Origin of the sequence: Mycoplasmopsis cynos (genome assembly GCF_900660545.1) — a bacterium.
GTDB classification, from domain to species: domain Bacteria; phylum Bacillota_I; class Bacilli_A; order Mycoplasmatales; family Metamycoplasmataceae; genus Mycoplasmopsis; species Mycoplasmopsis cynos.
Map to the genome: position 1 here is coordinate 1 of NZ_LR214988.1, position 6,933 is coordinate 6,933.

The following is a 6,933-nucleotide window of genomic DNA, read 5'->3' on the forward strand; positions in this document are numbered from 1 at the left end:
CAATTAAAGCATCCTCAAGTTCTTTAATATCGCTATTCAGCGCCGAAACATATATTCCATTAATATTTTTGGTTTTATTAAATCACTTTTATTGTAAACTTTTAAAATAAAATTTCATTTCTTTTTTGCTTCACTTGCAATTAATTCATCATATTCATCATCTTCTTGTGTTGGATCAACAACATGAATTATTAAATCAGATTTTGCAATTTGTTCAATTGATCTTTTGATGCCAATTTTTTCAATTTTTTCAATTGTATTTCTCAACCCCTGCCGTATCAACTAATTTAAATAGAATTCCATTTATTTGATATGAAGCCTCCACTAAATCTCTCGTAGTTCCTGCTATATCTGTTACAATTGCTTTTTCCTCAGACAATAAAGCATTTAAAATGCTACTTTTCCCAACGTTAGGCTTTCCTAAAATACAAACTCTAACACCTTCAAAAAATGTAACGACTATCTTCTGAAATCTTTATGATTTCACTAAGTTTTTTTTCTAAGTCAATAATCACATCTAACATTTTGTTGTTTGTAAACTGTTCAACGTCATCATATTCAGGATAATCAATATTAACTTCTGCCATTCCGATTATTAATGATATTTTATTTATAAACTTATCAATTAAATCTGATGTTTTACCCTTAAAACGATTAACGCTCGCTTTTACTTGTGTTATTGTTTTAGACATTATTAAATCATGTATTGCTTCCGCTTTAATTAAGTCAAGTTTACCATTCAAAAATGCTCTTCGGGTAAATTCACCTGGTTCAGCCATTCTTGCTCCATTAGATAATAATAGCTCTAATATTTTATTAGTAACAACAATTCCGCCGTGACAATTTATTTCTATTATAGGTTCACCAACATAATTATTGTAAATAATTTTGTCACCTTCTTTAAAGCCTAAAAACCACATAACCAAGACTTCATCAATTAAATATTGACCATCATAAATGTAACCGTAAGTTATAGTATGATCTCTTCCGATTTTACCTTTAAAAATTTTTCTTATAATATCTAATGTTCTTGGTCCAGCTAATCTAATAATTGAAATTGGTTGATTAATTCTTGATCCAGAACTTATAGCTGCTATTGTATCATTCATAAAATAATTATATATTTTATAGTTCTTTTAAATAATGAAAAAATATAAAAATAAAATTTCATCATAAAATACATAAATAATTATAAATACATTATTTATTTTTACTTAGTAATTTAAAAACAATATTACCTAGCAGTCATCTTTTTTAAATAGAATAATTTTTACTTAAAAATTAAGGTATAATTCACGCAATTATATTAAATATATTATTTTAGGAGGAAAATGCAAGTAGCAATTTTAATTTTTGGTATTCTCTCTGTAATTTTAATGGTGTTTTTGGCCTATTCCACAGCTGTTGACAACATTAAAAACAAAAAACATTTCTAATGTTTCATACCCTGCGTTCTTTATTTATTATACTGGTGGTGCTATATTTGTAGCAGTAATGACAATGCTGAAAAAAACTGACCCTAACATAATTATCAACATAATTGGTAACACTCTTTTTGTCGGAATTATGGCGTTAACATTAACACTTTTATGATCTTAGACAAAAAAATAAAGCCCATAGCTAGAATAACTATTATTTTTGCCTTATGAATCGTATTCTTCAGTTTATTAATATGATGAATTTCTGAATACGCAGCAAAAAGTAATGGATATTTCGAATCATCAAGCACATTTTTGACAATATTAACAATTTTTGCTAACTCATGTACTGCATTACCATTTATAGCACAAATCATCAAGACTTTAAAAAATAAATCAGCAGAAGGAATTTCATTTGTGTTATTATGTTGTGGATTAATCCTCAACATTTCATTAGGTATTTACTTCGCAATGTTACTAGATTTTGGTACAGCAATGTGATATGTAACACTATTATTCCAAACAACTGGAGCAATTGTTTATATAATACAAATTCTGATATATTTATCATTTAAATCAAAATATAAAAAAATAGCTTAATAAACTTTGATTTAGGATAAAAAAGTATTCAGGTAATTCCTGAATACTTTTCCAACCTAACGGTCTATCTAATAATTATTCAAAACTTTACTGATCCAAATTTTATTCTAATTTTTATTCAATTATTCAATTTAAATATTTAATTTTAAAATATAATAAATACATAAATTAAAAGGAGAGAAAATGAAAAAAGAAATTTTTGTTGCAGGTGGATGCTTTTGAGGAGTTGAAGCTTATTTTTCACGAATCAAGGGAATTGAGTCAACTGCGGTTTATTACATAAACGGTGGTTATGAAGGCGTAAGTTACAAAGATGTTTGTCAAATTTCAAACCATGTAGAAGCCGTTAAATTAGTTTATGATGATACTATTATTAATGAAAGAGAATTATTTATTTATATTTACAAATTGTTGACCCTTATTCGCTAAATAAACAAGGAAATGATATTGGAACTCAATATAGAATTGGGATATATACAAATGATCCATTAACGCTAAATGAATTTAAAACAATTAACAATGATTTTATTGCTCAAACAAGTAAAAATAATCATATTGAACTACTTCCTGTAACTGATCAAACAAGAGCTGAAGAATATCATCAAAAATATTTACAAAAGAATCCAAGTGGGTATTGTCACATAAATATCTTTTCTATACCTGATAAATATTTAAAAGATGAATATAAATAAAAATCATTTAGTACTGCAAATAGTACTAAATGATTTTTATTTATTCATTAATTCATTTTCTTTTTCTTTTGTAAGAGAATTAACTTTCTCAATTAAAATATCTACATTTTTCTGCACTTTTTCTAAATATTTCTTTTGGTCATCTTCTGAAAGTTCTTCATCAGCTTTAATCAATTTATTTACATCCTGTCTTACGTTTCTAATACCTACCTTAGCAGTTTCAGACAATTTACCTAAATTCTTAATCATTTCTCTACGTCTTTCAATAGTTAAAGTAGGAAAAGTTAATCTAATCTGATTCCCTTCATCAACAGGCATAATACCTAAATTAGCCTTTTCCATTGCTTTACAAATATCTTTAATTGAAGTAATATCATATGGTTTTATTAAAAGTTGTTGTGGTTCAGGTACACTTATATTAGACAATTCTTCAAGTGGTGTCATTGACTCATAATACAACACTTTTATACCTTTAATTATTTGAGGGTTAGCTCTTCCAGTTGAAATTTTTGACATTTCAAACTTAAAATGATTTATTGGTTTTTCGCTTTTCTCTTCAAGTTCTAGTAAATAATAATCTAGTTCCATTAGTTTGTTACCTCTGTATGTTTAATTTCGCCTTCTAGCGCTTTTAATATTGAATTCTCTTCTAAAAGGTTAAAAATAATTAAATTTATATTGTTATCTCTTGCCATACTTGTGGCAGTTAAATCCATAACTTGTAATTTTTTTTCAAGAATTTCATCATATGTGATTTTATCATAACGATGGGCATTTTTGTTAATTTTGGATCAGAATCATAAACTCCGTCTGTCCCGTTCTTTCCCATCAAAATTACTTCCGCTCCAATTTCAGATGCATATAAAGTTGATGCAGTATCAGTGGTGAAATACGGTCTCCTGTTCGCCTACAAAAATAACAACTTCTCCCACTTGATACTGCATCAACTTTATATGCCATCTGAAATTGGAGCGGAAGTAATTTTGATGGGAAAGAACGGGACAGACGGAGTTTATGATTCTGATCCAAAATTAAACAAAAATGCCCATCGTTATGATAAAATCACATATGATGAAATTCTTGAAAAAAAATTACAAGTTATGGATTTAACTGCCACAAGTATGGCAAGAGATAACAATATAAATTTAATTATTTTTAACCTTTAGAAGAGAATTCAATATTAAAGCGCTAGAAGGCGAAATTAAACATACAGAGGTAACAAACTAATGGAACTAGATTATTATTTACTAGAACTTGAAGAGAAAGCGAAAAACCAATAAATCATTTTAAGTTTGAAATGTCAAAAATTTCAACTGGAAGAGCTAACCCTCAAATAATTAAAGGTATAAAAGTGTTGTATTATGAGTCAATGACACCACTTGAAGAATGTCTAATATAAGTGTACCTGAACCACAACAACTTTTAATAAAACCATATGATATTACTTCAATTAAAGATATTTGTAAAGCAATGGAAAAGGCTAATTTAGGTATTATGCCTGTTGATGAAGGGAATCAGATTAGATTAACTTTTCCTACTTTAACTATTGAAAGACGTAGAGAAATGATTAAGAATTTAGGTAAATTGTCTGAAACTGCTAAGGTAGGTATTAGAAACGTAAGACAGGATGTAAATAAATTGATTAAAGCTGATGAAGAACTTTCAGAAGATGACCAAAAGAAATATTTAGAAAAAGTGCAGAAAAATGTAGATATTTTAATTGAGAAAGTTAATTCTCTTACAAAAGAAAAAGAAAATGAATTAATGAATAAATAAAAATCATTTAGTACTATTTGCAGTACTAAATGATTTTTATTTATATTCATCTTTAAATATTTATCAGGTATAGAAAAGATATTTATGTGACAATACCCACTTGGATTCTTTTGTAAATATTTTTGATGATATTCTTCAGCTCTTGTTTGATCAGTTACAGGAAGTAGTTCAATATGATTATTTTTACTTGTTTGAGCATAAAATCATTGTTAATTGTTTTAAATTCATTTAGCGTTAATGGATCATTTGTATATATCCCAATTCTATATTGAGTTCCAATATCATTTCCTTGTTTATTTAGCGAATAAGGGTCAACAATTTGTAAATATAAATAAAATAATTCTCTTTCATTAATAATAGTATCATCATAAACTAATTTAACGGCTTCTACATGGTTTGAAATTTGACAAACATCTTTGTAACTTACGCCTTCATAACCACCGTTTATGTAATAAACCGCAGTTGACTCAATTCCCTTGATTCGTGAAAAATAAGCTTCAACTCCTCAAAAGCATCCACCTGCAACAAAAATTTCTTTTTTCATTTTCTCTCCTTTTAATTTATGTATTTATTATATTTTAAAATTAAATATTTAAATTGAATAATTGAATAAAAATTAGAATAAAATTTGGATCAGTAAAGTTTTGAATAATTATTAGATAGACCGTTAGGTTGGAAAAGTATTCAGGAATTACCTGAATACTTTTTTATCCTAAATCAAAGTTTATTAAGCTATTTTTTATATTTTGATTTAAATGATAAATATATCAGAATTTGTATTATATAAACAATTGCTCCAGTTGTTTGGAATAATAGTGTTACATATCACATTGCTGTACCAAAATCTAGTAACATTGCGAAGTAAATACCTAATGAAATGTTGAGGATTAATCCACAACATAATAACACAAATGAAATTCCTTCTGCTGATTATTTTTTAAAGTCTTGATGATTTGTGCTATAAATGGTAATGCAGTACATGAGTTAGCAAAAATTGTTAATATTGTCAAAAATGTGCTTGATGATTCGAAATATCCATTACTTTTTGCTGCGTATTCAGAAATTCATCATATTAATAAACTGAAGAATACGATTCATAAGGCAAAAATAATAGTTATTCTAGCTATGGGCTTTATTTTTTTGTCTAAGATCATAAAAAGTGTTAATGTTAACGCCATAATTCCGACAAAAGAGTGTTACCAATTATGTTGATAATTATGTTAGGGTCAGTTTTTTTTCAGCATTGTCATTACTGCTACAAATATAGCACCACCAGTATAATAAATAAAGAACGCAGGGTATGAAACATTAGAAATGTTTTTTGTTTTTAATGTTGTCAACAGCTGTGGAATAGGCAAAAACACCATTAAAATTACAGAGAGAATACCAAAAATTAAAATTGCTACTTGCATTTTCCTCCTAAAATAATATATTTAATATAATTGCGTGAATTATACCTTAATTTTTAAGTAAAAATTATTCTATTTAAAAAAGATGACTGCTAGGTAATATTGTTTTTAAATTACTAAGTAAAAATAAATAATGTATTTATAATTATTTATGTATTTTATGATGAAATTTTATTTTTATATTTTTTTCATTATTTAAAAGAACTATAAAATATATAATTATTTTATGAATGATACAATAGCAGCTATAAGTTCTGGATCAAGAATTAATCAACCAATTTCATTATTAGATTAGCTGGACCAAGAACATTAGATATTATAAGAAAAATTTTTAAAGGTAAAATCGGAAGAGATCATACTATAACTTACGGTTACATTTATGATGGTCAATATTTAATTGATGAAGTCTTGGTTATGTGGTTTTTAGGCTTTAAAGAAGGTGACAAATTATTTACAATAATTATGTTGGTGAACCTATAATAGAAATAAATTGTCACGGCGGAATTGTTGTTACTAATAAAATATTAGAGCTATTATTATCTAATGGAGCAAGAATGGCTGAACCAGGTGAATTTACCCGAAGAGCATTTTTGAATGGTAAACTTGACTTAATTAAAGCGGAAGCAATACATGATTTAATAATGTCTAAAACAATAACACAAGTAAAAGCGAGCGTTAATCGTTTTAAGGGTAAAACATCAGATTTAATTGATAAGTTTTAAATAAAATATCATTAATAATCGAATGGCAGAAGTTAATATGATTATCCTGAATATGATGACGTTGAACAGTTTACAAACAACAAAATGTTAGATGTGATTATTGACTTAGAAAAAAAACTTAGTGAAATCATAAAGATTTCAGAAGATAGTCGTTACATTTTTGAAGGTGTTAGAGTTTGTATTTTAGGAAAGCCTAACGTTGGGAAAGTAGCATTTTAAATGCTTTATTGTCTGAGGAAAAAGCAATTGTAACAGATATAGCAGGAACTACGAGAGATTTAGTGGAGGCTTCATATCAAATAAATGGAATTCTATT

Annotated in this window: 11 protein-coding genes and 5 pseudogenes; 9 read left to right on the forward strand and 7 right to left on the reverse strand. The window is 26.8% G+C overall.

Translation table 4 applies throughout. The features are described from left to right. Positions 1-1,109, reverse strand: a pseudogene (mnmE, locus tag EXC48_RS05115) (tRNA uridine-5-carboxymethylaminomethyl(34) synthesis GTPase MnmE); the annotation flags it as partial. A gap of 295 nt (positions 1,110-1,404) precedes the next feature. Between mnmE and EXC48_RS04445 the strand changes: the two are divergent. From EXC48_RS04445 to msrA, 3 genes and pseudogenes are all read left to right on the forward strand, one after another. Next, the gene (locus EXC48_RS04445) at positions 1,405-1,599 is read left to right on the forward strand and encodes a hypothetical protein (protein WP_129721095.1); all 195 of its coding nucleotides are present in this window, start codon (positions 1,405-1,407) and stop codon (positions 1,597-1,599) included. Continuing rightward, the gene (locus EXC48_RS04450) at positions 1,590-2,018 is read left to right on the forward strand and encodes a PQ-loop repeat-containing protein (protein WP_129721097.1); all 429 of its coding nucleotides are present in this window, start codon (positions 1,590-1,592) and stop codon (positions 2,016-2,018) included. The genes EXC48_RS04445 and EXC48_RS04450 overlap by 10 nt, the downstream gene beginning before the upstream one ends. A 183-nt stretch (positions 2,019-2,201) precedes the next feature. Further along, positions 2,202-2,710, forward strand: a pseudogene (gene msrA / locus EXC48_RS04455) (peptide-methionine (S)-S-oxide reductase MsrA). 36 nt (positions 2,711-2,746) lie between these two features. On the opposite strand, the gene frr (EXC48_RS04460) reads toward msrA, so the two are convergent. Together frr (EXC48_RS04460) and EXC48_RS04465 are read right to left on the reverse strand one after the other, a co-directional pair. Next, entirely contained in the window at positions 2,747-3,298 is a 552-nt protein-coding gene (gene frr / locus EXC48_RS04460) for a ribosome recycling factor (protein WP_129720385.1), read from the reverse strand. Next, positions 3,298-3,639: pseudogene (locus EXC48_RS04465) on the reverse strand (amino acid kinase family protein); the annotation flags it as partial. The pseudogene EXC48_RS04465 and the gene frr (EXC48_RS04460), both read right to left, overlap by 1 nt. A gap of 5 nt (positions 3,640-3,644) precedes the next feature. On the opposite strand from EXC48_RS04465, the pseudogene EXC48_RS04470 reads away from it, so the two are divergent. Further along, positions 3,645-3,937, forward strand: a pseudogene (locus tag EXC48_RS04470) (amino acid kinase family protein); the annotation flags it as partial. Continuing rightward, positions 3,937-4,486 (forward strand): annotated as a pseudogene (frr, locus tag EXC48_RS04475) (ribosome recycling factor). The pseudogenes EXC48_RS04470 and frr (EXC48_RS04475), both read left to right, overlap by 1 nt. Before the next feature lie 154 nt (positions 4,487-4,640). Here the strand turns inward: frr (EXC48_RS04475) and EXC48_RS04480 are convergent. The 4 genes from EXC48_RS04480 to EXC48_RS04490 form a co-directional block, all read right to left on the reverse strand. Next, positions 4,641-5,030: a peptide-methionine (S)-S-oxide reductase MsrA gene (locus EXC48_RS04480; RefSeq protein ID WP_416374368.1), complete on the reverse strand. Its 390-nt coding sequence runs from the start codon at positions 5,028-5,030 to the stop codon at positions 4,641-4,643. Positions 5,031-5,218: 188 nt separating this feature from the next. Beyond that, positions 5,219-5,395, reverse strand: a complete 177-nt coding sequence (locus tag EXC48_RS04680; protein WP_165035652.1) for a hypothetical protein — start codon at positions 5,393-5,395, stop codon at positions 5,219-5,221. Continuing rightward, complete coding sequence (locus EXC48_RS04485; RefSeq protein ID WP_129721099.1) at positions 5,374-5,640, reverse strand: hypothetical protein; 267 nt, start codon at positions 5,638-5,640, stop codon at positions 5,374-5,376. The genes EXC48_RS04680 and EXC48_RS04485 overlap by 22 nt, the downstream gene beginning before the upstream one ends. A 66-nt stretch (positions 5,641-5,706) precedes the next feature. Further along, on the reverse strand, positions 5,707-5,898 hold the full coding sequence (locus EXC48_RS04490; RefSeq protein ID WP_129721101.1) for a PQ-loop domain-containing transporter: 192 nt from the start codon (positions 5,896-5,898) through the stop codon (positions 5,707-5,709). A gap of 339 nt (positions 5,899-6,237) precedes the next feature. On the opposite strand from EXC48_RS04490, the gene EXC48_RS05120 reads away from it, so the two are divergent. The 4 genes from EXC48_RS05120 to EXC48_RS05135 all read left to right on the forward strand — a co-directional run. Further along, positions 6,238-6,375 (forward strand): hypothetical protein, encoded by a 138-nt coding sequence (locus EXC48_RS05120; RefSeq protein WP_416374371.1) that lies wholly within the window; start codon positions 6,238-6,240, stop codon positions 6,373-6,375. Positions 6,376-6,449: 74 nt separating this feature from the next. Next, the gene (locus tag EXC48_RS05125) at positions 6,450-6,617 is read left to right on the forward strand and encodes a hypothetical protein (protein ID WP_416374369.1); all 168 of its coding nucleotides are present in this window, start codon (positions 6,450-6,452) and stop codon (positions 6,615-6,617) included. Positions 6,618-6,701: 84 nt separating this feature from the next. Beyond that, positions 6,702-6,836 carry a hypothetical protein gene (locus EXC48_RS05130; RefSeq protein ID WP_416374370.1) on the forward strand — a complete coding sequence of 45 codons (135 nt, stop codon included), beginning with the start codon at positions 6,702-6,704 and terminating at the stop codon, positions 6,834-6,836. 8 nt (positions 6,837-6,844) lie between these two features. Beyond that, the coding region (locus tag EXC48_RS05135; protein ID WP_416374372.1) for a hypothetical protein at positions 6,845-6,933 on the forward strand (89 nt) is incomplete at its 3' end.